This is a genomic window from Brevibacillus choshinensis, assembly GCF_016811915.1.
GTDB classification, from domain to species: Bacteria; Bacillota; Bacilli; order Brevibacillales; family Brevibacillaceae; genus Brevibacillus; species Brevibacillus choshinensis_A.
The window spans coordinates 712,577-738,154 of sequence record NZ_CP069127.1 but is presented as its reverse complement, the minus strand read 5'-3'; the positions used below and the strand labels follow the sequence as shown (position 1 = coordinate 738,154).

Annotated in this window: 23 protein-coding genes and 1 pseudogene; 6 read left to right on the top strand and 18 right to left on the bottom strand. The window is 52.8% G+C overall.

The annotated features are described in order from the left end of the window. The first annotated feature begins 111 nt into the window (after positions 1–111). Both JNE38_RS03930 and JNE38_RS03925 read left to right on the top strand, forming a co-directional pair. Positions 112–1,605 carry an S-layer homology domain-containing protein gene (locus tag JNE38_RS03930; RefSeq protein WP_203355335.1) on the top strand — a complete coding sequence of 498 codons (1,494 nt, stop codon included), beginning with the start codon at positions 112–114 and terminating at the stop codon, positions 1,603–1,605. Between the two features lie 98 nt (positions 1,606–1,703). Beyond that, positions 1,704–2,369 carry an ankyrin repeat domain-containing protein gene (locus tag JNE38_RS03925; RefSeq protein WP_203357410.1) on the top strand — a complete coding sequence of 222 codons (666 nt, stop codon included), beginning with the start codon at positions 1,704–1,706 and terminating at the stop codon, positions 2,367–2,369. A 63-nt stretch (positions 2,370–2,432) separates the two neighbouring features. On the opposite strand, the gene speD is transcribed toward JNE38_RS03925, so the two are convergent. The 14 genes from speD to JNE38_RS03855 all read right to left on the bottom strand — a co-directional run bounded on the left by speD (position 2,433) and on the right by JNE38_RS03855 (position 18,476). Further along, positions 2,433–3,233 carry an adenosylmethionine decarboxylase gene (speD, locus tag JNE38_RS03920; protein ID WP_428993715.1) on the bottom strand — a complete coding sequence of 267 codons (801 nt, stop codon included), beginning with the start codon at positions 3,231–3,233 and terminating at the stop codon, positions 2,433–2,435. Positions 3,234–3,366: 133 nt separating this feature from the next. Next, positions 3,367–3,735, bottom strand: a complete 369-nt coding sequence (locus JNE38_RS03915; protein WP_238933696.1) for a hypothetical protein — start codon at positions 3,733–3,735, stop codon at positions 3,367–3,369. Between the two features lie 139 nt (positions 3,736–3,874). Then, a complete protein-coding gene (locus JNE38_RS03910) occupies positions 3,875–4,921 on the bottom strand; it encodes an ABC transporter permease (protein WP_203355332.1) in 1,047 nt (348 codons plus the stop codon). Positions 4,922–4,945: 24 nt separating this feature from the next. Next, positions 4,946–5,944 carry an ABC transporter permease gene (locus tag JNE38_RS03905; protein ID WP_203355331.1) on the bottom strand — a complete coding sequence of 333 codons (999 nt, stop codon included), beginning with the start codon at positions 5,942–5,944 and terminating at the stop codon, positions 4,946–4,948. A 40-nt stretch (positions 5,945–5,984) separates the two neighbouring features. Further along, positions 5,985–7,469: a sugar ABC transporter ATP-binding protein gene (locus JNE38_RS03900; RefSeq protein ID WP_203355330.1), complete on the bottom strand. Its 1,485-nt coding sequence runs from the start codon at positions 7,467–7,469 to the stop codon at positions 5,985–5,987. A 34-nt stretch (positions 7,470–7,503) separates the two neighbouring features. Continuing rightward, positions 7,504–8,568 carry an autoinducer 2 ABC transporter substrate-binding protein gene (locus JNE38_RS03895; RefSeq protein WP_203355329.1) on the bottom strand — a complete coding sequence of 355 codons (1,065 nt, stop codon included), beginning with the start codon at positions 8,566–8,568 and terminating at the stop codon, positions 7,504–7,506. Between the two features lie 53 nt (positions 8,569–8,621). Beyond that, positions 8,622–9,437, bottom strand: coding sequence for a BtpA/SgcQ family protein (locus JNE38_RS03890; protein ID WP_203355328.1), 816 nt, complete (start codon positions 9,435–9,437; stop codon positions 8,622–8,624). Positions 9,438–9,470: 33 nt separating this feature from the next. Further along, positions 9,471–10,571: a M42 family metallopeptidase gene (locus tag JNE38_RS03885; protein WP_203355327.1), complete on the bottom strand. Its 1,101-nt coding sequence runs from the start codon at positions 10,569–10,571 to the stop codon at positions 9,471–9,473. A gap of 22 nt (positions 10,572–10,593) precedes the next feature. Continuing rightward, complete coding sequence (locus JNE38_RS03880) at positions 10,594–12,120, bottom strand: FGGY-family carbohydrate kinase (protein WP_203355326.1); 1,527 nt, start codon at positions 12,118–12,120, stop codon at positions 10,594–10,596. A 28-nt stretch (positions 12,121–12,148) separates the two neighbouring features. Continuing rightward, positions 12,149–12,898 carry a DeoR/GlpR family DNA-binding transcription regulator gene (locus JNE38_RS03875; RefSeq protein ID WP_203355325.1) on the bottom strand — a complete coding sequence of 250 codons (750 nt, stop codon included), beginning with the start codon at positions 12,896–12,898 and terminating at the stop codon, positions 12,149–12,151. Positions 12,899–13,089: 191 nt separating this feature from the next. After that, a complete protein-coding gene (locus JNE38_RS03870; RefSeq protein WP_203355324.1) occupies positions 13,090–13,689 on the bottom strand; it encodes a response regulator transcription factor in 600 nt (199 codons plus the stop codon). Continuing rightward, positions 13,686–14,825, bottom strand: coding sequence for a sensor histidine kinase (locus JNE38_RS03865; RefSeq protein ID WP_203355323.1), 1,140 nt, complete (start codon positions 14,823–14,825; stop codon positions 13,686–13,688). The genes JNE38_RS03870 and JNE38_RS03865 overlap by 4 nt, the downstream gene beginning before the upstream one ends. Positions 14,826–14,891: 66 nt before the next feature. Then, positions 14,892–15,941 (bottom strand): Delta(5) desaturase DesA, encoded by a 1,050-nt coding sequence (locus tag JNE38_RS03860; protein ID WP_203355322.1) that lies wholly within the window; start codon positions 15,939–15,941, stop codon positions 14,892–14,894. Positions 15,942–16,709: 768 nt separating this feature from the next. Continuing rightward, positions 16,710–18,476: an amidohydrolase gene (locus tag JNE38_RS03855; RefSeq protein WP_428993714.1), complete on the bottom strand. Its 1,767-nt coding sequence runs from the start codon at positions 18,474–18,476 to the stop codon at positions 16,710–16,712. A 229-nt stretch (positions 18,477–18,705) separates the two neighbouring features. On the opposite strand from JNE38_RS03855, the gene JNE38_RS03850 reads away from it, so the two are divergent. Then, entirely contained in the window at positions 18,706–19,089 is a 384-nt protein-coding gene (locus JNE38_RS03850) for a VOC family protein (protein WP_203355320.1), read from the top strand. A gap of 72 nt (positions 19,090–19,161) precedes the next feature. Here JNE38_RS03850 and JNE38_RS03845 read toward each other — a convergent pair whose 3' ends face one another. Genes JNE38_RS03845 through JNE38_RS03835 form a run of 3 tightly spaced genes read right to left on the bottom strand, consistent with a single transcriptional unit; the run spans position 19,162 to position 20,742 of the window. Then, positions 19,162–19,632 (bottom strand): GNAT family N-acetyltransferase, encoded by a 471-nt coding sequence (locus JNE38_RS03845; protein ID WP_203357409.1) that lies wholly within the window; start codon positions 19,630–19,632, stop codon positions 19,162–19,164. A 16-nt stretch (positions 19,633–19,648) separates the two neighbouring features. Further along, positions 19,649–20,020, bottom strand: a complete 372-nt coding sequence (locus tag JNE38_RS03840; RefSeq protein WP_203355319.1) for a DUF4180 domain-containing protein — start codon at positions 20,018–20,020, stop codon at positions 19,649–19,651. A gap of 29 nt (positions 20,021–20,049) precedes the next feature. Further along, positions 20,050–20,742 carry a LuxR C-terminal-related transcriptional regulator gene (locus JNE38_RS03835; RefSeq protein ID WP_203355318.1) on the bottom strand — a complete coding sequence of 231 codons (693 nt, stop codon included), beginning with the start codon at positions 20,740–20,742 and terminating at the stop codon, positions 20,050–20,052. A 148-nt stretch (positions 20,743–20,890) separates the two neighbouring features. Between JNE38_RS03835 and JNE38_RS03830 the strand changes: the two genes are divergently transcribed. The 3 genes and pseudogenes from JNE38_RS03830 (at position 20,891) to JNE38_RS03820 (ending at position 24,241) form a co-directional block, all read left to right on the top strand. After that, a complete protein-coding gene (locus tag JNE38_RS03830) occupies positions 20,891–21,847 on the top strand; it encodes an alpha/beta hydrolase (protein ID WP_238933550.1) in 957 nt (318 codons plus the stop codon). After that, positions 21,837–23,450: a flavin-containing monooxygenase gene (locus tag JNE38_RS03825; RefSeq protein ID WP_203355317.1), complete on the top strand. Its 1,614-nt coding sequence runs from the start codon at positions 21,837–21,839 to the stop codon at positions 23,448–23,450. Before JNE38_RS03830 ends, JNE38_RS03825 begins: the two co-directional genes overlap by 11 nt. A gap of 57 nt (positions 23,451–23,507) precedes the next feature. Further along, positions 23,508–24,241 (top strand): annotated as a pseudogene (locus JNE38_RS03820) (SDR family NAD(P)-dependent oxidoreductase). Between the two features lie 85 nt (positions 24,242–24,326). Here JNE38_RS03820 and JNE38_RS03815 read toward each other — a convergent pair. After that, positions 24,327–25,562, bottom strand: coding sequence for an efflux RND transporter periplasmic adaptor subunit (locus JNE38_RS03815; RefSeq protein ID WP_203355316.1), 1,236 nt, complete (start codon positions 25,560–25,562; stop codon positions 24,327–24,329). Positions 25,563–25,578 lie beyond the last annotated feature (16 nt).

Below are 25,578 nucleotides of genomic sequence, written 5' to 3'. Positions count from 1 at the left end.
CATTGGTTTCGAATCTTTTAAGGACAGGTTTCTAGCCAGTTTAGGTCTCTCGTCTATCCTGTGAGTAAGGCAAGCAACAATAGCCACTCACGATATGAGGAGGACATTCTGATGAAAAAGATTTCAAATAAAGTCGCCGCTCTGGTACTGACAGCCGCATTGGGAACAGCCTCACTCCCGTTTGCAGCGCTGACCACTCAGGCAGCTTCAGCCGCCATCCCTTCCCCACTTACCGCCGAGGAAATTGGGGACGCAGTCAACCAGATGGCGCGTCTCGGCGTCATGCAAGGGTACTCCGATCGCTCCATGGGCGCCCACAAGCAAATCACCCGCGCCGAGCTGGCCAAAATGGTTGTGAAGACCTTCAATCTGGAAGGCACTGCTCCATCCCCTGCCAATCTGACAGATATTCAACCGAAATCCTGGGCATACAAATACGCTTCTGAAGTAGTCGGACTGGGAATCATGCAAGCAGAAGACGGACAGTTCAATCCGGCAGGTGCCGTCACGGATGCCGAGCTCGTGCAGATTGTATCCAAAGCACTGAAGCGCGATGTCAAATCCGTGAGCTACTGGATGGAACGATTCTACTCCGGCAACCAAGCTGCATCCCGCGGAGAAGTCGCTTATCTGTTGAAGACCGCCCAAAAAGCGATTCCATCCGAAAAAGCGAAGATCACAAGCGTGAAGTCTCTCAATGCCATCACGCTGATTGTGACCTTCGACAAGCCGCTGACCGCAGAAGATGAGGTATTCGCGAAAGCAAAAGCCGATTTCGTCTTCAACGACGGTCTGACCCTGACAAACATGCCCCGGTTGAAAACCGGCTCTATCGCGACCTACATCGTCCCGACCTCCGTCCAAAATGCTGGCACGACTTACAACCTGACGTACAAAGGCAATAAAGCAGGGACCTTCACAGGCAATGCCACCAAGCTGCAAATGAACGAGAGCAGACAAGTAACGAACGATACCTTCGAAGTGGAGGCGTTGAAATCCGATAACGTCACCGACTACGGGTACGTCATCACTGCGTACAGTGCAGGCCGTGGCGACAATGCATTCGTCCTGGATGAAAACAACCGTGCAAACGGAACCACTTATCAAATCATTTCGTCCATGCAAGCCAGACAGGTGACCATTACACCGGCAGGCGGCCAACCGATTGCAGCCAAATACGTGCCATTTACCCAATCGACGGACGGCAAGCAAGAGCCAAAATTCCGTCTGCCAGAAGGTCAAGTACTGACTCCGGGCGTGACGTACACGGTAACCTCTGACTGGGCTGACATCAAGAACCCGACATTTGTCGCAAAAGAAATCGCCCCAGTGGAAATCACCGAAGCAAAAGCACTCTCTGACACCTCGATCTCCGTTACATTGGCCGAGGATCCGGGCGATGAGCTGTTCTCTGGACGCAGCGTCGAGCTGACTGCTGAAAATGGAGAGAAGCTGCTGGCCACCTACAAATACTCCAGCCGCAAAGGTGCAGTCGGTATTTTTGATCTGCAGCAAAACGGCAAGCTGTCTGTAGGCACCACCTACACCGTTACGCCTGTTGGCGATTGGGCCGGGGATTCTCAGGCTGAGCTGACTGTGGAATAATAGAGGCAATGTACCATTCCATACCAGCAGAAAGGAGAGGGCTCGCTTTGCTGCCAATCAGCCTGCTCGCTCTCACGCTGGCACTCGCAGGCTGCGAGATGAATGTAGACACCATGCTAAATAGCGACGAACAGCAAGCGACCCAGTCGGTGAACATGGAAATCAGGAAGCAGAACCAGGCCTTGCTCGAGGCCGCCAAGCAAGGGGATAAGAATGCCATCAACCAGCTTTTGGCTGATGGCGCTGACATCAATGCCACGGATGAAACAGGCAGAACCTCCGCGCTGATCGCCGTGCATACCAATCAACTGGACATCTTCAACCTGCTGATTGAGCATGGGGCGAATCTAAACATCCGCGACGAGCGATTGGACAACCCGCTGCTCTATGCCAGCGCTGCAGGCAAGCTCGAATTTGTCAAAGCCTCTATCGCCGCAGGAGCAGATACCACGGTCACCAATCGCTTTGGAGGCACCGCCCTGATCCCTGCAGCGGATCGCGGACATGTCGCCATCGTCGAAGAGCTGCTCACTCACTCTGATGTGAACATCGATCATATCAACCGCCTGGGCTGGACGGCGCTGCTCGAAGCCGTCATCCTCGGAGACGGCGGCGAAGTGCATCAACAGATCGTCAACCTCTTGATCGAGCACGGGGCGAATGTGAATCTGGCCGACCACGACGGGGTGACCCCTCTGCAGCACGCCAAAAGCCGCGGCTATCAGGAAATGGCGGACGCCCTGACGCGGGCTGGAGCAAAATAAAAGCGGCAGGAGTAATAAAAGAAAGGAGCGGGAATCATTCCGCTCCTTTTTGCTTGCCCTAGGCTACCGTATGATGTTTTTCCCATAATAAATTTCGTCCATTTCGTTGTGCAGCCGCTCGGTAATCTCCCTCTGCTCGTCTGCCGTCAGCTTGTCCTTGGTGTAGCCAAACAGGTAATTATTGAGATCGAACCGCTTCAGCTTGCATTTGGTGTGAAAAATGTTTTCTTGATAAACGTTCACATCAATCATGTCGTACAGGTCAATCACTTCATCCGGGATGTAATTTTGGATCGAGCTGATGTCATGGTCGATAAACAGCTTGTCGCCATTGATATCACGGGTGAAGCCGCGTACCCGGTAATCGATCGTCATCGTGTCCGTCTCAAACGAGTGAATCAGGTAGTTGAGCGCCTTCAGGGGAGAGATTTCCCCACAGGTGGAGACATCTATATCCGCTCGAAACGTGCTGATTTCTTCATCCGGATGGTATTCAGGATACGTGTGAACTGTAATGTGGCTCTTGTCCAGCTGCATGACGACGGAATCCGGCAAAGGCCCCGGCGATTCCTCATACGATTCAGTCGGTACTTCTACCACAGGCCCCTCCGACACGAGGAAGGTGACACTGGCGCCTTGAGGGACGTAATCTTGCTTGGCGATATTCAAAACATGGGCGCCAATGATATCGGATACGTTTTTTAAGATGTGGGTCAGACGGTCGGCATTGTACTGTTCGTCGATGTATTCGAGATAGGCTTCCCGTTCTTCCTTCGTTTTCGTATAGCAGATGTCGTACATATTGAAGCTCAGAGACTTGGTCAGATTGTTGAAGCCGTGCAGGGTGACGTGCCGTTCTGTCATCGGTTTCACGCTAGTCTTCTCCTTCCCGCTGCGAACTCTCTTTGATAATTTACCCAATTGCCTGCTTTCATCCCTCATGAGAAAGAAAGAAAAACAAAAAGGTCCCATCCATTTCTGGACAAGACCTTCATGGCTAGCGCAGCGGAAGATGAATGACCGCTTGCCAAGTCCCCGTCTCCCCTGCACGTATGGAGGGAGGCTTCATTGCTACCTGTCCCCGCAGCACGTAGTGGCGGAGATTCAGCAGAGGTTCGTCTTGATACAGCAACGTGCCGACGTAAGAAGCAAACTGGGTGTGAAACGCGATTTGGCGGGCAGCTTCATTCCAGACTCCCTGAATGGGAATGAAATTGCCCCGAAAATTCACCGCGCCACTCAAACTGTTGTTGTTTAAGACGCTTTGGATGAACAATGTCCCTTGTGATACCGGTCTTCCCCCAAACCGAGCCCGGATCTCCCATGTCGTCGGGTACGGCAGGCTCACCCTCGTCATTTGCCTCATTGCCAAGGCTACCCTCTCCTTCATCCGTGATGGTTACGAGCGAGCAAAAAGGTACCCTACAGTATATGAACCCATGGGGAGGCGTCACGTAGGCAAACGTACATTCTTTCGAAGAGGGCGAAACAGGAAAAAGGGTGACTCAGTGTCGGAACTTTCTACGATTGCTCCTTTCATTAATGACCATGACCAGCAAGAGAACGATTCCCCACATAAAATCCTTGAAGAAATTCCCAACATGGAGCGCATTTAAGCCACTCGACAAAAATTGAAGCGTAAGGACCGCCATAACGATTCCAGATACTTTACCGAAACCACCCTTGGGATCGACTCCCCCCATCACGGCTACCAAAATCGCCTGCAAAATATAGGAGGTCCCGTAGTCTGCCTTGGCTGAATTCGTCTGTGCCACGATAACGAGGCCAGCTATGGCTGCAAGAATCCCGCTGATGGCGTATGTCCCCAGCAGCACGCCCGTATTGTTCACACCAGCGTATAGGGATGCCGTCGGATTGGTACCCAGCATTTGCAGCTTCATCCCAAAGGACTGCTTGCCGAGCAGCATATAAGTCCCCACAATGCACAGGCAAAACATCAAGAGCGGTACGGGAATGATCCACAAGCTGCCATTCCCTATGGCCGTATACAGATCCGGGAGTCCGACAATCGCTTGTCCTTTGGTCAGGATAATCGCGAGCCCCATGAATAGCTGCATCGTTCCCAGGGTAACCAGAATGGGAGGAATTCCGATCTTCGTCACCGCAAAGCCATTGAGCAGCCCGCAGGCCATCCCCACCACGAGCGCAGCGATGACACCAAGCGACATATACAAAAGGCTTTCCCCAGCAGTCGCTCCTGCAGGTACGAGACGCACCATGACGGACGCAGCGATGATGGAAGTCAGATTGGCGATCCCCACGATGGACAGGTCGATGCCGCCCGAAATCATCGTCAGCATCATGGCTAACGCAAAGATGCCGAACACGGGAAACTGAAAAGCCATCGAGGAAAAGCTGTCCAGCGACAGGAACGTGCCCGGGCTGATTCCCGCCATCAAGGCAAACACGACGAGCATGATGAGAGACATCCTGATCGTGCCTGCGTCCTGCGGTAAATAACGCTTCATGGAAAAGATCGAGCTGTCAATGGGCGTGATTGGCTCAGGATTGCTTCCATTCCGATTAGTCATAACAGACCTCCTCTCTAAAAGTGGTTACGTTACGATTGATTTTCGCCTCGCGATCGATCTCTTCACCTGATACGCAGCCACGCCCGTTCCGATCAGGATCAAGGCACCGATCACAAAACGCTGCCAATAAGAAGGGATTCCCAACAGAATCAAGCTGTTCTGGATCGTGATGACGAGGACAAGCCCCAAGAGAGACCCCAGCACGGTTCCATGACCTCCTGTAATCCGTGTTCCTCCCAGAACGACAGCGGCAATGATCAACAGCTCTGTGCCGAGCAGATCGACTGGATTGGAATTGCGCATCATGGTCGTATGAATCATGCCTGCGATCCCCGCCAAGAACCCGACCAGGCTATAGACGAAAAACTGAATCCGTACGGGAGAAAAACCGATTCGCTGCGCAGACACGGCATCGCCGCCCAATGCGTAGATGCCTCTGCCGAGCATCGTGTACCTAAGCAGCAAAGCGACCGAGATGACGACCCCAAACGTGATGAGGACAGCGGCAGGCAGTCCGACCGTGATGCCTCCCTCACCTGTAAACTTGAACACTTGCTCCTTGGAAAATGTGAGAAACGGTCTCGGCAAATCATTGATTTGGCTGCTGCCGACGAACGTCAGGAGAAATCCGCTGAACATCGAAGAAGTCCCCAATGTCACGATCAGGGTGGGCAGCCGAAACAAAGAAATGAATACGGCGTTGATCAGACCCAGCCCGAGCCCAATCAAGCCTGACAAGAAAAACGCAGTAACGACCGGTCCCTCGTAATGCATGGAGTGAAGGATTTTGGTGGCGCAAAACATGCTGAAGGTCGCGACAGCTGGAAACGAAACATCAATGCCGCCCGAGATGATCACGAGCATGGCGCACATGACAAATATTCCGGGAACGATCCCGCTTCGGATGAGATCGTAAAGATTCGTGGCCGTAAAAAAAGCACTGTTTTGGCTGCCGATCACAAGAAAAAGCCCAAGGACGACGACAGCCACGTAAAATTCACTGGTCTGCACCATCTTTTTCATAGGCAGGGTGTACACCTCTTTCCCTTTGTCATCTCTATCCTCAGGTGGCTTCCTGCAGCCGTGTCCACTCCTCTTGGGTCAGCGACTTGCCTGCGATTTCCCCAACCAATCTCCCTCTCTTCATCACCAATACGCGATTGCAGTTTTGCCGAAGCTCGGGCAGGTCATCGGAAATCATCAACACGCCCATGCCATCCTTGGCAAGAGCCCGTATCACTTGGTGAATGTCTTCTTTTGAGCCGATATCGACACCGACTGTCGGACCGTTCAAAATGAGCAGGCGCGGCTTGGTTGCCAGCCATTTGGCGAGAACGACACGCTGCTGATTGCCGCCGGACAGCGTCTTGACGGGCAGCGAGGGCGAGTGTGCGACAATCCCCAGACTCATGATCCAATCCCGGACTGTTGCTTTTACTTTCGCCTGATCGATCAACTGCCAGGTACGAGACAGCCGATCGATGACGCTGATCACCATGTTGCGCTCAATGGATTGCTCCAAAAAGAGGCCCTCGGTCAGTCGATCCTCCGGCACGTAGGCAATCCGCTGCTCGATCGCGTCTTGTACCGAACGAATCTGCCTCTCTGTTCCATCCATGTAAACCTTGCCGCTCGTCGCAGGCCGCAGCCCAAAGAGCGACTCGGCCAGCTCCGTGCGCCCCGACCCCAAGAGACCTGTCAGCCCGACGATCTCTCCTGCGTGGATCTGCAGCGATATATGTTCAAAGCACCCCTGCAACCCTAAATCCTCGGTTTGCAGGATCGGTACTGTCTTCTCCTCGTTGATCTCGTAGTAGCTCTCTTCAATCTGCCTGCCCGTCATGTAGAAGACGAGCTTGCCCTGATCCAGCTGCTGGACCCGCTCGGACACAACGTTTTGACCATTGCGTAAAATCGTGATTCTCTCGGAAATCTCGAAGACTTCCTCCAGCTTGTGGCTGACAAACAGGATGGTGATTCCTTCTTTTTTCAATCCGCTGATGACGGAAAACAGCGACCTCACCTCTTTTTGCGTCAAGGCTGTCGTCGGCTCATCCATGATGATCAGCTTGGCCTTGTGCATCAGCGCCCGCGAAATGGCAATCAGCTGCTTGTCGGCGACGGACAGCGTCTCGACCTTTGCGTCCAGATCCAGCGTGACATTCACTTTCTCCAGCGCCTGCTTGGCCATTTGCCTCATCCGGCGCCAATTCACCAGCTTCCTGTTTTGCGCCAGCTCGCTATTGAGCGCGATGTTCTCCGCGACGGTCAGGTTGGGAAAGATGGAAAAGTCCTGATAAATGACTTGAATCCCTTCGTTAATCGCGTCCATCGGAGTGAGCAGCTTGCGTTTCTGACCATGAATCCGCATATCGCCATGGTCCGGTGCGTGCACACCGGACATGACTTTGATCAGAGTGGATTTCCCGCAACCATTCTCTCCGGCCAGACAGTGGATCTCCCCATAGTCGAGCTCCAGGCTGACATCCTTCAGCGCCTGAACACCGGCAAATGACTTGCTGATTCCTGACAATTGTATGAGCGACATGATTGCGGTTCACCCTCTCTATGCACATGCGGGATTAGAAGTTGTAATCGTTCATATTGTCCTTGCCGACACCGACCCAAGCGCTGCCAAACAAGTATTTGCCGCCTACCACTTTGATGCTTTCGTACCCTTTCACTCCGAGATTCGCACCTTCTTTGATGTCTGCCTTTTTGCCGTCCAGCACCATGACTGCCAGCTTGTTCATGACATACCCGGCATCAGCTGGATCCCAGAACCCGATCATGCTCATGGCTCCGCTCTCCAAATACTGTTTGCTGACAGAAGGTACACTCGTGCCCACGACATTCACCTTTCCTTGCAGGCCCATTTCCTCGACTGCCAAAGCCGCACCTGCAGCGTCGTTTCCGGATGCACCCTGGAAGCCTTTCAGGTTCGGGTATGCTTTGAGTGTCTCACGGAACTTTTCACTCGCCGTCTTTTGATCGTCATTGGTCTCCAGCTTACGGGCGACGGCCTTCATGTTCGGGTATTTCTCCTGCTGGCGCTTGTAAGCACCCTCTTCCCACTGCATGTGCGATTTCGTCGTCAGGCTGCCCACCGTCGTCATGTATTCACCTTGCTCCCCCATCGCCTTGGCCAAACTGTCCATCAAGAACGCGCCGTAATCCAGATTGTCGAACGCCTCGATGTTAAAGTCCGTATTCTCAAAGCCATCTGCTTCGTGCGTGATTACCACGATGCCCTTTTCACGTGCCTTTTTCAGCACCGGCTCCAACGCTTCTGCCGAGAAGGGCACGACCGTGATCGCGTCCACCTTTTGCGCGATGAGATCCTCGATGATTTGGACCTGCAGTGCAGCATCTGCTTTTTGCGGCCCTTGCATGAACGTCTCGTTGCCTGTTTCCTCGCCGAATCTCTTGATACCCTCATTCATCCGGTCAAACCAGGCGACACCCGTCAATTTGACTACCGTAGCAATCTTGTACTTTTTGCCGCCCTCCGCCCCGCCCGATTGACCCTGTGGTTGCGTGCCCGCTCCGCTCTGCCCGCCTCCCCCTCCGCTGCATGCTGTCAGGAAGAGCAGAAAGACAGCCAGCATCAGGCTCACGAGCGTCATGCTCTTATTGCCCCTGTTCATGAACGTCGACCTCCCTTATCTACTGTGTGTAATGAAAATGACACTGTCACATGTCATGCACTACCTTGTCGAAACGCTTTGACCTTATCCATGAAGGCACGTACCCGCTCTTGGTCTACATGATTTTCGAATTTTCCGTCTAATTTGAACGTCGTTCCTACGACCGCCCCATCTGCGATGGCTAGCTGCTGCTCCAGATTTTGCATGCGGACTCCCGTATTCGCCAAAACGACCGTTTCCGACACCGCTTCCTTCACCCGCTTCAGGATTTGGGAATCTGTCTCCGTCCCTGCCGTCAGTCCGGATACGCACAGGGCATCCGGGCGGTTGTTGAAAACCGTTGACCTTGCGACATTTTCAATATCCCGGTCTGCCAAATACTTTGCCGCTTCTGGAACGATGTTGAAAAGCAGCTTTACCCCTTCTGCCCCGATCCGATACTGATGCCGCACCGTTTCCCCTACATTGGTGTTCCAGATCCCGAAGTCACTTGCATACACACCCGTAAAGATCTCTCGCACGAAGAGCGCTCCCGTCGCCGCTGCCAAATCGAGCGACTTTTTCGCATCCCACAGCACATTCACCCCGAAAGGAATCTTGATATCGCTCTTGAGCTCTCCGATAATTCTCGCCATGGCCGCTACCGTTTCTGTCTTTACATCTGTCAAATACGGCAGGCTGAATTCGTTTGAGAACATGACCGCATCTACTCCGCCTTCCTGCAGGGCATGCAAATCCTTTCGTGCCATCTCCACGACGTATTCCATCCCTTTTTCTTTTTGGAAAGAAGGATCCCCCGGCAATGGGAGCAAGTGACACATGGCGATGATGGCTTTTTCCGTACCGATTACTTCTTTCAACCAAGTCATTGATTGATTCCACTCCTCTGCTATGTAAATTGGTTAGCCGCGGCTCAGGTCCAGCCGGTGATCGCACGTGAGCACCAATTTCTCCAGTAGACAAATAAGCTGCTCAACATCATGCAAGTCGACCGCCTCCACTGGAGCATGCGTGTACCTGGCCGGATAACCGAGGTCGATCATCGGGATGCCGTCGTTCTCCAGCTGACTAAAAGACGCATCCGTCAATATCCCCATGAAGACAGCTTGCTGCAAGGGTATATCATGCTCTCTGGCTATTTTTTGCACATGCCTCACCAGCTTAGGGTTGGGGATCAGTCCTCCCAGCGTTCCTCGCCCGTGGAAAGTGTACATGCCCATGCTGGGACCGCCGCCCAAACGGATATCTGCGCTACCCTTCAGATCGGGGGTATCCGTCGCTATTGTAATATCAAGTGTGATTGCCAAATGCGGATTTACTTTACGGATTGCCGGAAGCACCCCGCGTAGATTGAACTCTTCTTGGACGGAAAAGACGATGTACAATTCACATGGAAGCTCTGTGGCCTGCAAACGATCTGCCAGCTCCAGCAAGGCCAGACAACCTACACGGTTATCGAGTGTATTGCTGAAAACAATCGAACCGTTGTCAAAAAACTGCCGGGCATAACCTACCGGAGTGCCGGGAGATATTCCTGCCGCAAGGACATCACGCTTGCTCCGAAAGCCAAAATCGGCATATGTCTCGTTGATCGGCAGCACTTTATATTTCTCGTCCTGCCTCGTGACGTGATGGGATTTTGTACCGACGATCCCAGGCCACCGTTTCCCATCCACTTCGATTAAAAGGGTGGTGCCCGCCAAGCTTTTCTCTGGAATTCCGCCCAACCGTTCCACTCGTAAAAAGCCATCCTCTTCGATCTTCGTCACGATCATTCCCAACTCGTCCATATGCGCGAACACCATGACGCGGTACGGATCCTTCATCTTTGACGAATTCATGCGTGCAATGACATTTCCCAGCGGATCAACCCCGATCTCTTCTGCCTTGCCCGCCAGCTTCTCCTTTACATAGCGGATGACGGAATCCTCATACCCGGACAAAGCTAGGCAGGACGTCAATTCGCGAAGGACTTCTTTCCATTTTTGATAATCTGGAATCATGCTTCGTTCCCCCGATGCTTGGTTAGGTTAGCTCATCCATCAAATCTCGCGTTTGTCTATACAGCCGTTGATAGAGCTCGTAATGGCGCTCGTAAATAGCACGATGCGTCTGGCTGGGAGTAATCTCCTCTTGTACCCGCACCCATCGGTCCATATCCGAGAGATCGGAGTACCAGCCGAGACCCAGCGCACATAGAAAGGCGTTGCCATAAGCGGCTCCAAGCGTGATTTCTGGAATGACCTGTGTCACTTGGCAGATGTCGCTCACGCATTGCAGCCACAGACGATTTTTTACCCCTCCCCCGACAGCGATCGCACGAGTAATGGGCACCTGCATGCTTCTGATTTCGTCCATGTTATGGCGAATCGAAAAAGAGATGCCTTCCAGTATCGAACGGTACATATCTGATTGCGTATGATGCAGCGTCAGTCCAAAAAAGACGCCTTTCGCTGCAGCGTGGTGAATGGGTGTCCTCTCTCCGCTAAAGTAAGGCAGCGTAAGTAGTCCTCCTGCACCTGGGGGGCTTTGCTCCGCCAGTCTAGTTGCGTACGTGTACGCTTCATCGACATTCATGCTTCTAGCTGGCCCCGAAATTGACAAGCAATGATCAATGAACCATCGGGTGAGCGATCCTGCGGTAGCCGTCCCGCCCGTAATCGTATGTCGTCCAGGAGTAGCATGCAAATTCGCCCACAATGTCTTGGTGATCGGCAAATGGGGAGAGACGAGGATGAAAAACGTAGAGCTGCCGTACATGAGCATCAGATCACCCGTGTGCACAGCTCCCACGCTGATCGCCTCAGACAGTGCATCGGCTGTCCCTGCGATTACTTTTGTACCCGGAGCCAATCCAGTTTGAGCAGATGCCTGATTCGTTACTTCCCCTACAATTTCATGGCTCCAGACGAGGCGAGGTAATTGATCCACTTCACAGATGCCACTCGCCATTTCACGGTTCCACTGAAGCTCGTGGATGTCAAAGAGTGGTGAGTAGGACGCTGCTGTATAGCGGTCGATGATCATTTCGCCGGTTAGCTTGTAAACGAGATAGCCCGAACCGCAGAGAAACTTGGCTGTTCGTTCATAAACGAGCGGCTCCTCCTCACGAATCCAGAGAATTTTCGGTCCGGCCGACTGAGCCGACAAGGTCTGCCCAGCCACTCGAAAGATTTGTTCCTCGCCCGCTGACTCATTTAGCCTTAGGATCTGCTTTTGGGAACGCGTGTCTACTCCGTACAGGATGGCTTTGCGAAGCGGCTTCCCCGCAGAGTCCACCGGTACTACCGCCGGGGCAATAGAGCTGACTCCCACTGCCTTGATCTCCTCCGGTCTGATTCCATGCTGTTTGACGGCCTGTTGCGTGATGGTCCTGCTCAGATGGGTAAAATCATGCCACCACGTTTGCTCAGCATCGTGCTCCGCCCAGCCTTTTTGCGGGATTTCCAGGTGATGGGCCACAGACTTGCTTACGAGGAGCTTCCCGGTCTCATCTACCAGCGCTCCTTTTGATTCATAGGTGCCTATATCGATTCCCAACACATAGGCCACATTTTTCACTCCCCTAGCGAACTAAGCCTTACACGTAAGTGATTTTCCCTCGGAAGTGATCTTCGGGACGTTCTGCTGTAATGTCGCCTTTGTTCGTAATCATCTCGCCGATCTGCTCGCCCTCACATACCTTGATCAAGGAAGATTCGCCAAACTTGGTGCGGTCGACGAGAGCGATCACCTCTTTCGAACGATGAATAAATGCTCTCTTGATCTCCGTCTCCTCGATGCTGTAATCCGTAATACCAGCTTTCAAGCTAATCCCAGCTACCCCGAGATAAAAGCGGTCAAAGTTGAATTTCATGATCGTTTCCAGGGCGATGCTGCCAACCATCGACATTTCGCTTTTGCGGATCAAACCGCCGATCATGTACACCTGAAGATCGCTTTTGGCGAGAATGGATGCAACCTGAATGCAGGAGGTGAACACCGTGATTCCCGAGCGCTTCGTAAGCTCCCTCGCCAGCTCTGCCGTTGTGGTTCCGACGTCCAGCGCGATGACCTCGCCTTCTTGAATCGTGCTTGCCGCATACTTGGCGATGGCTTGCTTAAGCTCGATATTTTTCTTTTGCCTCTGGTTGAACATCGGCTCGAAGCCCAGCTCGGGAAGGGAAGCTCCCCCTCTTTTACGGACGATCATTCCCTGCTTCTCCATCGAAGTAAGATCCCTGCGGATTGTGACCTCCGACACGTACAAGCAAGCCGCTAATTCTTCTACTGTCATCGGGGACTTATTGTTAAGAAAATTCAGAATCTCTTTCTCGCGATCTGTTGCCATGCTTATCGATCTCCTCTTGAATGAAATGATACATGAATGATCATCTTCGATCAATTATAAATCATGAATTATCAGAAATTGATCATTTCAAAATGTTATTTCGATCATATTTGATCACTAATGCGATTGCAATACGGGAAAATGAAAACAGCAGCTAGCCTATGGAGACGACTAGCTGCTGCTGTGATTTTCTATTTAAACCAGCCTTTTTCCTTGAAATGCGTAATGGCCTCGATGCGGTTGCTCACTCCGAGCTTGTCGAGAATCACCGAGATGTAGTTGCGGACGGTGCCCGTCGTGAGGAACAGCTGGCTTGCGATCTCCTTGGTATTTTTCCCGTCGGCGATCAGCTCCAGCACTTCCTTTTCCCGCTCGGTCAGCGGATTTTCCTGTCCGTACGCTTCGTCCACCAGCTCTGCAGCGTAGATGCGCCGTCCCGCCATGATGCTGCGAATCGAGCTGGCCAGCTCCTCACTGGGGCTGTCCTTGAGCAAGTAACCATTAGCTCCGGCCTTCAATGCACGCTCAAAGTAGCCTGGACGGGCAAACGTCGTGAGGATCATCACTTTGCAGCCGGAGCCTTTCAATTCTTCCGCGGCATCCAGCCCGCTTTTGACCGGCATCTCGATGTCCATGATGCATATGTCCGGCTGATGCAGGTGGACGAGCTTGACGGCATCCTCCCCGTTGCTCGCCCGACCGACGACCTTCATATCCTCTTCCAAATCGAGCAGGGAAGCCAGCGCACCCAGCAGCATCCGCTGGTCCTCGGCGATGACGATACGAATCATACCCCCGCCTCCTTTTCCGGTTGTTTGAAGACGTTTGGCACCTTGATTACGACCGTGGTTCCATTCTTTTCTGATTCGATTTCCATGCTGCCGTTTACAAACTCGAGCCGCTCTTTCATCCCCCGCAGTCCGTTCCCTCGGATGTACGCGCACTCCGCTGCCATGCCGATCCCGTTATCCTTGACTTTGAGCACCAGATCGGTGCGCGACGGCTCGATCTGTACCGAGCACGTAGTCGCGCCGCTGTGCCTCACGACGTTCGTGACGGCTTCCTTCAGACACATGCTGAGCACGTTTTCGGTCATCAGCGACGTATTCTGCAGATTCGGATCTCCTTCCAGGATGAAATCGATCTCCGCCGCCTTTGTGATCTGCTTGACCCGAAACAGCTCATCCTCCAGCCTAGTCCCGCGCATCTGAGTGACCATTTCCCGCACTTCCTTCAGGGCGATCCTCGCTGTCTGGCGAATTTCCTCCAGCTCCGTTTGCGCCCTGCTCGGATTTTTGCTGATCAATTTGGAGGCCAGATCGCTCTTCAGCCCGATCAGGGACAGCTTCTGCCCGAGCGTATCATGCAGGTCCCGGGCGATGCGCTGACGCTCCTCGAGCTTCACCAGCTCGGAAATTCTCTTGTTTGCATCCTCCAGCTGTCCCTGCAGCTTCTCCCGCTTGTTCCAGTTGTATGTGGTGACGGGCAGGAGAATCACTGCGACAAGACTCACGAGAACAAATGGCAGCTGGTTAAAAAACTCCGCGTTCTTCGACAAGAAGCCGATATTGACCGTGACGATCATACTGATCAGATGGATCGTGTACAGTGTGATGAACCCGACCTTGTTTTGGATATGCCCAATGAAAAACGCCAGGAACAGCGAGAAGTACACATAGCCGAACAGAACGGTCATCAATATCGATATGATGATTTGCAGGCTCGTCCAGAAATAAACCGCCCATCCTTTGGACAAAAAGGCGAGCACATAGCAAACAAAAAACATCAGGATCATCACGATTCCGATCACGACCTCATACGTGGAGGAGGACCGGAATATGAAATAGAACGGGAGGATGTAGAAGACCACCCACACGTAGGGGCTCAGTCCCGTATTTTTATGAAGGATTTGATACCACTTCTGCATGATTGCCCACCTTTTTTCTTCGCCACTTACGCTAAGTGTATCTGAAACGGAAGGCGGATGGCAGGGTTATTTTCCTTCCAAGCTCGGTCTTGGCACAGGGATCGAGTCTGTCAGCGATTCAGCCGCCTGACGACGGATGTCCTGAAAGCCGATAAACTTTTTGTTCTCTTCATCCCACAGGCGGAAGCGCAGCGATTTCAGGCTCGATTTCAGCGTGATGGTCGTCGCTTGCTGGAGCGGCTTGGTCTCGTTATGCGCCCGTTCCAGGTTGTAATTCGGTACCTTCGGGCTCAAATGGTGGACATGATGGAATCCGATGTTGCCTGTGATCCATTGCAGCACCTTGGGCAGCTTGTAGTAGGAGCTTCCCTCAACCGCAGCTTTTACATAGCTCCAATCGGCCTCCTCTTCGAAGTAAGAATCTTCGAAGGTGTGCTGCACATAAAACAGCCAAACGCCAAGCAGTCCGGATACGAAGAAGATCGGACCTTGAATCATCAAAAACGCTTGCCAGCCCACCGCCCAGATCATGAGAGCATACAGCCCGACGATCAGAACATTGGTGAGATACGTATTCAGACGCTCTTTGCGCCTCGTGCCTTTGCGATTGAAACGGTATTGGAAAACGAAGACAAAAGTAGGACCGAAAATAAACAGAGTGATCGGATGGCGATAGATTCGGTAAAAGAAACGCTGCCATGCCGGTGCGGCCACATATTCGTCCACTGTCATCATCCAGATATCACCCACACCCCGTTTGTCGAGGTTGCTGCTGGTAGCGTGATGGATCGAATGGCTGTTCTTCCACTGTTCATACGGGCACAGCGTCAGCACACCGGTGATGTTGCCGAGAATGTCATTGGCCAGACGGCTTTTGAAAAACGACTGATGACAGCAATCATGAAAGAGAATAAACGTGCGGACGGTAAATCCCGCAGCGATGATGGTCAGGGGAAGGGTGAGCCAATAAGAGACAGACAGGCAAAGATATGCCGCATACCAAAGCAAGAGCAGTGGTCCGATCGTGTTGACTACTTGGCGGATACTCATTTTCGTATCCGTTTTTTCATAAGGGGCCACATCTTTCTTCAAATGGGCAATGTTCGCTTGGTGCATCGCATATCCTCCTTGATCTGACAGACGCAGGACGCCTGTCTGCCAGGTGTCTTACGCTGCAAGCTTTTCACTTATATTGTAGAAAATACAGACTTTTCGCTGTAGTCATAAACGTCAAGTCAAGGATATGACAAATGTCATGGGTGAAAGCGATTTCTTCAAGGTTTTTTACAAGTAAGGGATGATTTGGGTGTTCGGGCTTTAGTGGAGGAGAGGAAAAAGGAGAAAACGCTCCAACTTCTTGGGTCCCCTGCTGAGGGGTCATCCCTGGACAGCTCCATGGAAAAAGCGAAACCGCGTCCAAAGCAGCCGTTTCAAGTTGAATCTCAGAGGTGGACGCTTAAGACCGTGTTTCTCTTTTTCCATTCCGCTTCGGCTGGGCCCCAAAGATCTTCCGCTTATTTCTCCTTTTTCCTCAGCCAGCCTTGGATCTCCCAGTTGCCTTATTTTGTGGGCTTTTCAAGGAGGTTCTTTGAGAAAACCCTACATGGAGCAATCTCTTTGGAGAATGGAGGCTTGTCATTTCCTGTTTCACCGATACCTTCGAAGTGAAGCAATCAAAAGAAAAAGCTTTTCCCCTTGAATAACCGCAAAAAAGGTGACTAGAAACCACAACAGCTCGCAGGAGAAGCAGGTTTCCAGGCGGAGCGACTCCGGAGCATAGATCGGAAGCCTGCTTCTCCTCCCCCCAGCAAAGTTGATATATACAAAAAAATGCCCCCAAAGTCGTTCAAATCGACTCGGGAGCACCCGTTTTCATTTACATGCCTATTTCTTTTCTACCTTTTGCGCCTGGTACACTTCTTTCCCTTCCACCATCGTCAAGAGAACCTTCACATCCTTGATCTCGGTAGCCGGCGTTGTGAACAGGTTTTGATCCAAAACGACCAAGTCAGCTTTTTTGCCTGGCTCGAGTGATCCGGTGATGTCCTCGACGTGGTTTGCGTAAGCACCGTCAATGGTAAAGCTCGCGATCATGTCCGGCAGGGTGGCACGCTCGTCAGGGTTGGCGATTTTGCTCGGATCGGTCTCCCCTTCTGCAATGCGGGTAATCCCTTGCTGAATGCCGTGCAGCGGATTGAATTCAGGCGTCACGATGTAGTCGCTGGAGGACGCGATGTGTACGCCTTGATTGAGAAAGCTCTTCATCGGATACTCTTTTTCTGCGCGCTCTTGTCCCAGGTACGGCACCTCGATCTCGTCATAGAAGCCATCCTCCTGCATGAACCAGAACGGCTGAACAATGCCGACTGCCCCGAGCTTTTTGAAGCGCTCGATATCCTGCGGGTTGACCAGCTGCAGATGCACGAGCGAGTGGCGGGCATCATGTGCGCCGTTTTGCTTCTCGGCGTATTCCATCCCGTCCAGCGCGATGCGTGTGGAAGCATCCCCGATGGAGTGGACGTGCAGCTGGAAGCCGGCCTTGTCTGCCGCCGCTGCTGTCTTGTTGTAGTTGTCCACTTTCCAGATCAGCTCGCCGTTCGTTTCTTTATGCTCGTACGGCTTCTCCAGGTAGGCGGTTGCTCCCTCGACTACTCCGTCCATGAAGATTTTCACCGCGTTCACCTGGAACAGCGGGTAATGATCGCGCTCTCGGATCTTCACGAATTCTGCGACTTGCTCCGGTCCTTTGTCAGGATTCGCTGTCACAGCATTGCGGAAGCGGATAGTCAGCTTGTTTTCTTTTGCCAGCTCTTCGTACGCTTCCAGTACGTTTGGATAGCGGAGCATGTCAGGGTCGCGCACAGTCGTTACGCCGCGCTCGACTGCCTTTTCCTGATATTCCTCAATGCCGGATTTGTATTGCTGAATCGTATAGCCGCCGATTTTTTTAAGCACGAGGTCCATGGCTTTTTCACGCAGGGTTCCGGATGGCTCTCCCGTTTTCGGGTCGCGCTCGATGATGCCTCCCTCCGGATTCTTGGTATCCTTGGTGATTCCCGCGAGCTTCAGCGCTGCGGAGTTCACCCACAGGGAGTGTCCGTCATCAGAGGTCAGTGCGATTGGTGTCGTCGCATCGATTTCATCCAGCGCTTCCTTGCGTGGACCGATCCCTGGCACTACCGGATTGCTCCAACCGCGGCCTTGCAGAGTCTCCTCGTTTGGGTGCGCTTTGACAAAGTCCTTGATCGTTGCTACATACTCTTCTACGGAGCCGCCGTCAAACAAATCGATGGAATAAATGAGTCCGGTTGTTTTGCTGGCGTGCGTATGGCTGTCGATGAAGCCCGGAAGCACCATCTTGCCCTTCAGATCCGTAACCTTTGTCGTTTTCCCGATGAACTTTTTCGCGCCCTCGTCGCTTCCCACATAGACGATCTGGCCGCCGCGGATAGCTATCGCCTGAGCGATGTTCCGATTGCGATCCACGGTATACACCACGGCATTCGTAAATACCTGATCCGCTGGCTGCACGACTGCTGCCACTGTCTTCACTACAGCTTGTCCTGCTGCTTGCGGTTGCGGCGCTCCCGTCGTTTGCGCCATTGCCGCCATCGGACTCATCAGTGCCGTGACGAGCAGGGCGCTGGTCATTTTCTTGAACAAATAGATCCCCACCTATCTACTTCATGTTGCTTCTCTGTCTGAAAGATCTGAAAGCACAAGGAAGATTGTAGCATTGCAACTCAGAAAATTCCATGAGTTTCCTCTTCCCAATATGCACATTCGTAAACTTCCCAACCAATTCTTACTTGACAACTCGGAATTGTAATTTTTAAATGAAAAGAAGAACTCATCACAAATGAGAGTGGGGCGAATTCACATGGCAAAGAAGCGAATTGACCATATCGGCATGGTCGTAAAGGATTTTGAGAAAGCCATCGAGTTCTATCAAACAATCGTCGGCTTTGAACTGAAAGGAAAAATCACGCACACCAACGGAGTATTCCAGTTGGCGTTCCTCGGCTTCGGCAACGCGGACGAGACGGAGCTGGAAATCATCCATGGCTACAACGACAACCTCCCTTCCGAGGGCAAAGTCCATCACTTCGCTGTGAACGTAGACAATTTGGAAGAAGAGTACGAGCGTGTCAAAAAGCTCGGCGCACAGTTCGTAGACCCTGAAATCGTGGCGCTGCCAAATGGCTACCGCTATTTCTTCATCTTCGGACCCGAGGGTGAATGGGTCGAATTTTTCCAGAGATAACCGCATTTCATAGAGAAAGCCACTCTTCTCGCGGGAGTGGCTTTCGGTCATTCTTTTTCTTTTTCGCTCATGCTAAAGGGAGCCTGTTACCGGCAACCTCATGACCAGCTCTCCGCCATACACATCCCCTGTTTCTGCAAAACCCGTACGGCGATACAGCTTCAGGGCCGATTCATTGTGCGGGCAGACTGTCAGCCTCACTTCCTGGCACTGGGAGAAGCGTTGGGTGATATAGTCGATCATCTGTAGAAGCGCTGCTTTTCCATACCCTCTTCCCTGGTGGCTGGCATCGATCAGAAAGCCGTTGATCCAGTACATGTCCCGGGTCTCTTCTTCAAAAGCATGCATGATGAACCCGACCATACTTTCTTCGTGGTAAATGGCAAAGGGGAGGTATTCGACCCCGTCCCCATCCGGCTTGATGTGCACCTTCGCCAAGGATACGGCCACAGTCGGCACGAAGCTTTTCTGCTCCTCCATCACTTGCAGCTCCAAAGCCTCTAGCCAGTTGTCTCTCGTCACCGGCTTCAATTGGATATTCATCATCCATTCCTCTTCCTCATCCGTTCTGATGCAGCACATCGAGCGCTTCTGCTTCGGTTCCGAGGAACCAGACGCCGCTTTTCCCTTTGTTGCTCTCATAGATGAAATCGCTTAGGCTCTTGCTGCTATACCCGCTAAAGTCCCCGACAATGGCGAGCTTCATTTGGTAATTCGTGTATTTTTGCAGGATTTCTCCGGCCAGCCTTGTTTTGAGTTCAAAGAAATCTTCTGTGATGTGCTCTTTTTTCACGATCATTTTGTCGCATCCGTCGTTATAGTGGACATTTGCGATCAGGTCCAGCGCATCCTGCACACTGTTGATCACGACTTCATCATGTACGACTATCGCGACTTTTGAATCCCCTCTTTGGTCTACCTTTACAACCATGGACAGCTCCTTTCTGCACTTCGCTCCCGTTACATATACCCTCTGCGATACAGCTCCCCGATCGCATGGGACCGATTTTGTGCTCCCAGCTTTTTGATGGCGGATTTGACGTACTGCTTCACGGTGAACTCACTAATCTTGATCGAATCTGCCATTTCTTTTGTATTTTCTCCCCACGCTATTCGCCGCATGACCTCCAGTTCCCTTTTGCTCAGCACGTGCTGTTCATTATCCGCGCCGGCGGAGCCTAGCATCAGTCTACCCACCTGTTTGCCATACATCGTCATAGACGGCAGCAAGCTCTCGTCAAAGGGCAGCGGGTCAAAATCAGAGCTGCAAATATATCCGACGACGACAGGCCCGCTGCAGATGGGCACCACGAGCATGGAATGGATGGATGAAGGCATGATGTCCTTGGTGCTCATTTGCTTGAGATAGTCAATACCCGTACAAAACTTGGCCTGGCGCTCCCGAATGGCGGTGAAAATAATAGGGTAGGAACGGACGTCTTCTCGTATCTCCCCTATGTGAACCATCCCCGTCGCTTGCAAGGAAATGATGCCTTCAGCCAAATGCCCGAGCGGTGAGTATCTCATGAGGTATGCATTGCGTACGGGAAAGAGCTCCAGGTAAATCTGGAGGATCATGTACAATTGCTCCTCATGGCTTGACACGGCCTCGAGCTTTTGCATTTGCTCCTGAAAGGTAGTAGTGGAAACCATCTGATCATCTCCTTTTCGGGTAAGTTGCATGCGAAAAATGAGGAATATTCAGATTTTATCATTCGAACTATGCTGAGGATAGTCACGATGCACGCCAGAGCGTTTGGCAGAGTGATGAAACCATCCACTCGAGAAAGGGAGATCTGATGTGGCAAACCTGGACCCAAAAGCAGTGATGCATGTGGAAATGTTTCAAGTGATGTCGAGCTTCCCATCGATGGAACCGCATGCCGTTCGAGAGTTACTCTCTCAAGCTCCCCCGCTGAACGTAGAGCTGGCCCCCCTCGCAAAAGTAGAGGACCGAACAATCCCGGTCGATGGCGATACCCATATCCCTGTGAGGATCTACACTCCGGAAGGGCAAGGTCCCATGCCTCTCTTTGTCTACTATCATGGCGGCGGTTGGGTCATCGGTGACATCCAGATGACCGATGCAAGCTGCCGTCTGCTCGCCAATCGCACAGGCCGAGTCGTCGTTTCTGTAGGGTACCGGCTCGCTCCTGAGCATCCGTATCCGACTCCTGTAGAGGATTGCTATGCCGCTTTGAAGTGGGTCCATGAGCATGCTTCGGACATTCATGGAAACGCTTCCAACATCGTCGTCGGCGGGGACAGCGCTGGCGGGAATCTGGCTGCAGTCGTCGCGCTGAAAGCCCGGGATGAACGCGGTCCTTCCATTGCCGCTCAAGTGTTGTTCTATCCGGTCACCAATCTCGATTATACCACTCGATCGTATGAATCGTTCCAAAAAGGATTCGGTCTGGACCGCGAGCTGATGATGTGGTTTGGCGAGCACTACGTCAAAGGTGAAGACCGGGTAAACCCGTATGTCGCTCCTTTGCTGGCTGAGGACCTCGGCAAGCTCCCTCCCGCATTCGTGATCACCGCAGAGTTTGATGTGCTGCGCGACGAAGGTCTGGCGTACGCCAAGCGCTTGCAGGAAGCAGGGGTCAGGGTCGAATCGGTCTGTGAGGAAGGCTTGGTTCACGGTTACTTCTCCAATGTCCTGCATTTCTCGGAGCGAATCGACGCGATCCTGGCCAGAATCTCTCGGTTTTTAGATGAGACTGCGAATCAAGGGAGGCTGATGCAGCATGAGTTATGATGCGATCGTGATCGGAGCTGGCTTTTCCGGGCTGTATATGCTCCACCGTCTGCGCGAGGCTGGTTTCACTGCTCGTGTCTACGAGGCTGGGGATGGTGTCGGAGGTGTCTGGTACTGGAATCGCTATCCCGGTGCACGCTGCGACTCGGAAAGCATCTATTACAACTATACCTTCTCCGCTGAGCTTCTCCAAGAGTGGACCTGGTCTTCCCGCTATCCCGAGCAACCGGAAATCTTGCGTTACCTCAATTTCGTAGCGGACAAATTCGATTTGCGCCGCGACATCCAGTTTGAGACGAGAGTGACAGCGGCCCATTACCAGGAAGCGACCCGCAAGTGGCTGATTACCCTCGACGACGGCACGCAAGTCTCCGCGACGTATTTCATTTCCGGCGTAGGCTGCCTGTCCGCTGCCAACCTTCCTCCCTTCAAGGGATTGGAGCAGTTCGGGGGCGAGTGGTACCACACCGGGCAATGGCCACGGAACGAAAAAGTCGATTTCAAAGGGAAGCGAGTCGGAGTGATCGGCAACGGCTCCAGCGGGGTGCAGTCCATCCCTGTCATCGCCCAGGAAGCCGAGCATCTCACGGTTTTTCAGCGAACGCCGCAATATACCATCCCCGCGAGGAACCATCCCTACTCGGACGAATTCATCCGCCAAACAAAAGAAAGCTACCCGGAGATCATCCCGCAAATGCGTGAATCATGGGGCGGCTTCCCGATCGCACCCAGCGTCCGCTCGGCACTGGAAGACCCGCAGGACGTCCGTCAGCAAGTCTATGAGGAAGCCTGGGCAAAAGGCGGCTTTTTCCTCTCGTACGCCTATCACGATCTGACCATGAACGAAGCCGCGAACGAGACGGCAGCCGAATTCATCCGCAGCAAAATCCGCGAGACGGTCCACAATCCCGAGGTGGCCGAAAAGCTGCTCCCTTCTTACTATTTTGGGACCAAGCGACCGATTCTCGACACGCATTACTATGAGACGTACAACCGTGAGAACGTCACATTGGTGGACGTGAAAAAGGCACCCATTGTGGAGATCACTCCCAAAGGTCTGCGAACAGCCGATGCCGAGTACGAGCTGGATATCCTCGTGTTTGCGACGGGCTACGACGGCATGACAGGTCCCCTGCTGAAGATCGATATTCGCGGCAAGGATGGATGGACACTCAAGGAAAAATGGTCAGAGGGCTCCAACGTCCAGACCTATCTCGGTCTCGCAAACGCAGGCTTCCCCAACTTCTTTATGATTACCGGCCCGGAGAGTCCCTCCGTCCTCGCAAACATGCCGCTGGCGATCGAGCAGCATGTCGACTGGATCGGCGATTGCCTCACGTATATGCGCCAGAACGGGCTGGAGACGATCGAAGCGACGCCAGAAGCAGAAGCCGCCTGGAGCCGTCACTGCAAGGAAGTCGCAGACGCCACGCTGTATCCCAAGGCCGATTCCTGGTACACCGGCGCCAATATCGCAGGCAAGCCGCGAAGCTTCCTCATCTATCTCGGGGGATTTGGCAGCTACCGTCAGATTTGCAGTGATATAGCTGCAAAAGGATACGAAGGCTTCACACTCGCACCCTCTCCCAAGATTGTGTCCTAAGTGGACAACCGTCTTGCTCGGCAAAGCTTTTGAATGATACGAAATGGGGGTATACACATGTCCGGACAAAATCGTGTAGCGGTCATTACGGGGGCTGGCGGAGGCATCGGCCGATCAGCAAGCCTGAAACTGGCGGGACAAGGCTATCGTGTCGTGCTCGTCGATTATGACGCGCAGCTTGGCAAGGAATCACTGACTTTGGTCAAGGAATTCGGTGGAGAGGGAATCTTCGTCCAGGCGGATGTATCGAAGAATGCCGACGTGGAGAAATATGTAGCGGCAGCGATGGAAACGTACGGAAGCATCGATGTGTTCTTCAACAATGCGGGAGTTCTCGGAGCGCCTGCGCCTTTGGCAGACCAGACAGAAGAAATGTTTGACCGCATCATGGCCGTCAACCTGAAAGGCGTGTTCCTCGGGATCAAGCATGTGCTCAAGGTCATGGAGCAGCAGCAATCCGGAGTCATCGTGAACACCTCTTCAGCTGCCGGGATCGAAAGCTGCCCGCATCTCGGGGTCTACTCTGCAAGCAAGCATGGGGTCGTCGGCCTGACGCGAACGGCTGCCGTAGAGTACGGCCCACAGGGAATCCGGATCAATGCGATCTGCCCTGGAGGCGTGCTCACCAATATGACCAAAGGGATGGAAATGTCCAACCCGGAGCAGAATGGACCGTCGCGGCGCCCCGCTACGCCCATGAAATTGCAAATGTCGTATGCTTCCTGGCATCAGACGAAGCCAGCTATATGAACGGAGCGATTATTCCCGTGGATGGCGGCTTGACGAGCTAAGGCTAAATGAAACGGGCAGGACGGTCTGGCAATGCCATTCGACCGTTCTGCCCGTTTTTATCCATGTATGGCAGACTCCCTATCCTCAGGGGATCAAGGTCACCCTTTGGTGATCCCGCAATGAATCCGGCACATTCACAATCACCAGGCTGTCTTTGGCGAGACCTTTTTTCACCTCGATGAACGTATCGTTTTTGATCCCGGTTTCGACTGGTACGCGGACCGCCTTCTCCCCCTGCACCGTCCATACGAAAGGAAGGCCATCTGCCCCTCGCTTCACGGCACCGATGGGGACCTGAATAGCTGATTCTGCTTCATGGATGACAAAATTCACATCCACATGATAGCCAGGGAGCAGCTTCGCGCCTCCTTCCTCAACCGCAAGAGTGACTTCCACAACTGCCTTTTTGTCTGGATTGACCCCGGAGGCAGGCTTCGCAACACTAGCCATCTTCGTTACGCGTGCGCTCAGCTGTTCTTTGCCGATGGCAGCCCCTTCGATGACTGCTTCTTGATCGAGGTGTATTTGCGAGATGTACGTTTCCTTCACATCTGATACGACCTGAAGAGTAGACAGATCTGCCACCGTCAGCAGCTCTGTACCCTCCGCTACCCATTGCCCTTCTTTGGCTGGCACCTCTGTAACCGTTCCGTTCCCCTTGGCCATGATCCGCATGCTTTGCAGTTCATTCGTCAATTGCTCCCGCTGCAGCTGTATCTCTTTTACTTTCGCCTGATACTTTGCTTCATCGGATGCACCTGGTCCGGCATGTAGCAGTGCGAGATTATGCTTTGCTTCATCGAGACCTGACTTTGCCAGCTTCCGTTCATCGTCCTTTTTCTGCCACTCCGCTCGAGGCACGGCACCGGCCTCGTACTCTTCCTTCAAGCGATTCCATTCTCTCGTCTTGACCTCCAAGTTGATTTCTTGCTGACGTACGCTCTCTTCGAGTACCTTCACTTCTTCCGCCTTTGGCCCTTCCAGCAGTTTGGACCATTCCGCCTGTACCTGCTCCAGCTGCAAACCGAGTTGCTCTAGCTTGTACTGCGCATCGGTGGGATCGAGCTCGGCAAGCAGTTGATTTGCCTGTACGCGGTCCCCTTCCTTTACATAGACATGCAGCAGTTTGGCGCTCGTCTGGGCAAAAAAAGATTGCTCTGTCGCGGCTTTTACCTGGCCAGTTGCCTGAACATACTGTACCAAGTCAGCCTGCTGTATGTTTACTGCTTTTACAGAAGCAGCTGCTCCCAAGGCGTACCATGCTCCTCCGCCTGCGAGCAGAAGTGCGGCACCCAGGAAAAACCATCGTTTATTGCGCATTGTCCCCTATCTTTCC

Coding starts and splice junctions, on each gene's coding strand:
- JNE38_RS03840 (WP_203355319.1), bottom strand. CDS start 20,020: ATGGTTGTAAAGGTAGACCAAAGAGGGGATTCAAAAGTCGCGATAGTC.
- JNE38_RS03915 (WP_238933696.1), bottom strand. CDS start 3,735: ATGAGGCAAATGACGAGGGTGAGCCTGCCGTACCCGACGACATGGGAG.
- JNE38_RS03860 (WP_203355322.1), bottom strand. CDS start 15,941: ATGCACCAAGCGAACATTGCCCATTTGAAGAAAGATGTGGCCCCTTAT.
- JNE38_RS03850 (WP_203355320.1), top strand. CDS start 18,706: ATGGCAAAGAAGCGAATTGACCATATCGGCATGGTCGTAAAGGATTTT.
- JNE38_RS03885 (WP_203355327.1), bottom strand. CDS start 10,571: ATGATTCCAGATTATCAAAAATGGAAAGAAGTCCTTCGCGAATTGACG.
- JNE38_RS03865 (WP_203355323.1), bottom strand. CDS start 14,825: ATGCAGAAGTGGTATCAAATCCTTCATAAAAATACGGGACTGAGCCCC.
- JNE38_RS03815 (WP_203355316.1), bottom strand. CDS start 25,562: ATGCGCAATAAACGATGGTTTTTCCTGGGTGCCGCACTTCTGCTCGCA.
- JNE38_RS03855 (WP_428993714.1), bottom strand. CDS start 18,476: ATGACCAGCGCCCTGCTCGTCACGGCACTGATGAGTCCGATGGCGGCA.
- JNE38_RS03835 (WP_203355318.1), bottom strand. CDS start 20,742: ATGGTTTCCACTACTACCTTTCAGGAGCAAATGCAAAAGCTCGAGGCC.
- JNE38_RS03925 (WP_203357410.1), top strand. CDS start 1,704: ATGAATGTAGACACCATGCTAAATAGCGACGAACAGCAAGCGACCCAG.
- JNE38_RS03875 (WP_203355325.1), bottom strand. CDS start 12,898: ATGGCAACAGATCGCGAGAAAGAGATTCTGAATTTTCTTAACAATAAG.
- JNE38_RS03895 (WP_203355329.1), bottom strand. CDS start 8,568: ATGAACAGGGGCAATAAGAGCATGACGCTCGTGAGCCTGATGCTGGCT.
- JNE38_RS03825 (WP_203355317.1), top strand. CDS start 21,837: ATGAGTTATGATGCGATCGTGATCGGAGCTGGCTTTTCCGGGCTGTAT.
- JNE38_RS03900 (WP_203355330.1), bottom strand. CDS start 7,469: ATGTCGCTCATACAATTGTCAGGAATCAGCAAGTCATTTGCCGGTGTT.
- JNE38_RS03905 (WP_203355331.1), bottom strand. CDS start 5,944: ATGAAAAAGATGGTGCAGACCAGTGAATTTTACGTGGCTGTCGTCGTC.
- JNE38_RS03845 (WP_203357409.1), bottom strand. CDS start 19,632: ATGAATATCCAATTGAAGCCGGTGACGAGAGACAACTGGCTAGAGGCT.
- speD (WP_428993715.1), bottom strand. CDS start 3,233: ATGACAGAACGGCACGTCACCCTGCACGGCTTCAACAATCTGACCAAG.
- JNE38_RS03930 (WP_203355335.1), top strand. CDS start 112: ATGAAAAAGATTTCAAATAAAGTCGCCGCTCTGGTACTGACAGCCGCA.
- JNE38_RS03910 (WP_203355332.1), bottom strand. CDS start 4,921: ATGACTAATCGGAATGGAAGCAATCCTGAGCCAATCACGCCCATTGAC.
- JNE38_RS03890 (WP_203355328.1), bottom strand. CDS start 9,437: ATGACTTGGTTGAAAGAAGTAATCGGTACGGAAAAAGCCATCATCGCC.
- JNE38_RS03870 (WP_203355324.1), bottom strand. CDS start 13,689: ATGATTCGTATCGTCATCGCCGAGGACCAGCGGATGCTGCTGGGTGCG.